General features: G+C 35.3%; 2 protein-coding genes. One reads left to right on the forward strand and one right to left on the reverse strand.

What is annotated here, in order from left to right:
- Positions 1-328: 328 nt before the first annotated feature.
- The gene (locus ME3_RS02760) at positions 329-946 is read right to left on the reverse strand and encodes a LexA family transcriptional regulator (protein WP_007476921.1); all 618 of its coding nucleotides are present in this window, start codon (positions 944-946) and stop codon (positions 329-331) included.
- 83 nt (positions 947-1,029) lie between these two features.
- Between ME3_RS02760 and ME3_RS07155 the strand changes: the two genes are divergently transcribed.
- Positions 1,030-1,422 (forward strand): hypothetical protein, encoded by a 393-nt coding sequence (locus ME3_RS07155; protein ID WP_007476922.1) that lies wholly within the window; start codon positions 1,030-1,032, stop codon positions 1,420-1,422.
- Positions 1,423-1,511: the final 89 nt, after the last annotated feature.

The following is a 1,511-nucleotide window of genomic DNA, read 5'->3' on the forward strand; positions in this document are numbered from 1 at the left end:
CCACTGCATACAAGCAACAAAATCTCATCAGCATTCACAAAAAACTGTTCATTCATTTTCCATCCCCTCTATTCCTTGTTCGTAAATGGTTGTTTGTAGTGTATATAAGTAAGTACATTATGTACAAAATATAGTCAAGTACATTTTGTACTTATTTTATAAAAATAATAAAAAAGGGGAAATAATCTGTGTTTTTTTATCTCTATAAGAATCACTTTATTATATAGAGTGTCAAAAATGCTCAGGCTTGTTGTTAGGAATCAACAAAACGCAGCCGCGATTCCACTGATAGCATTTAATTTTAAGTAGATGAAAGATGATTATAGTATTACATTTCAAGAATAGTACGCCGTACACGACCTATTATTGAGATAGCACCTTCGAGTTTTGGAGCATTTATTGTTTTATTATATGAGGCGGGTTGAAAAGGAGGATTATCATTTGGCCTATATCGTTTATATGTTGCCTTTCCAGTTTCATCTGCAATGACATAACAAGCATTTGGTACAAGTTTCTTATCTCGCATATTTACAAATATTATAGAATCTGGAGGACTAATTTTATTCATGGACGAACCATCCACGCGCAAAGCAATCCACTCACCCGCTGGAAGATTGACAGCTTCGATCATAGAACAATCCAAAAAATCCGTTATACCGTCTTGCTCACTTAATTCTCCAGCACTAACCCACGAAATTAAAGGAACGCTCTCACTGAGGCTAGGATTATCTTGAGAAGACTTGCCATACAAAATCCATCCAGGATCTACATTAAATACCTCTCCATATCGTCCAGCCATTTGACGCGAGATAGCGCGATTTCCATTTTCATTACTAATTAATGTATTAACATTGAGACTTGGTATAGCACGTGCGGCTTCGCTCGGTGTTAAATACCCAGCGCGCTCACGTGCCATTTTAAGTCTATCTTTTGGTAAAAGAATCATTTGTACATTATCCACTATTTTTTCTGTTCAATGTGTACGATTTTATCTTGATTTTAAATTGTACGTAATGTACTGTTATTGCTATGGTTAATAATTTTTCTGTTAAAAATTTAATTGAGTTCTGGGGATCTATACGCCAATTCGCAGAAGAAGTTGGATGTAGTTATGAAGCCGCGCGTAAAATGCGCGATCGTAATAGTATTTCTCCAAAATATTGGAACATAATTATTCAATTGTCTCAATCCAAAGGGTTATCTTGGGTTACAATAAATTGGTTTCTTCATACATATGAGAACAAATCTCGTAAAATCTACTTTCCAATGACAAAACACCATAAAGATGCTGTTTATTCCGAGCGTTTGCAAAACTTAATGCAGAAAAAAGAAACATCTCCATCACCTGAGTTTGTAGATGGTTGTGCAGCAAGTAGGGCAGGGTGTGATCAAACCGATAGTGAACAATCATTAGGTGGATAAGAACATGAGTATAGAAAAGAAATACGAGCTTACGGAAGAAAGTGAGAAGGTTGATAATTCAAGATTTGGAAAGAAATATAACTGCACTC

This window comes from Bartonella melophagi K-2C, assembly GCF_000278255.1.
GTDB lineage: Bacteria > Pseudomonadota > Alphaproteobacteria > Rhizobiales > Rhizobiaceae > Bartonella > Bartonella melophagi.

Coding starts and splice junctions, on each gene's coding strand:
- ME3_RS02760 (WP_007476921.1), bottom strand. CDS start 946: ATGATTCTTTTACCAAAAGATAGACTTAAAATGGCACGTGAGCGCGCT.
- ME3_RS07155 (WP_007476922.1), top strand. CDS start 1,030: ATGGTTAATAATTTTTCTGTTAAAAATTTAATTGAGTTCTGGGGATCT.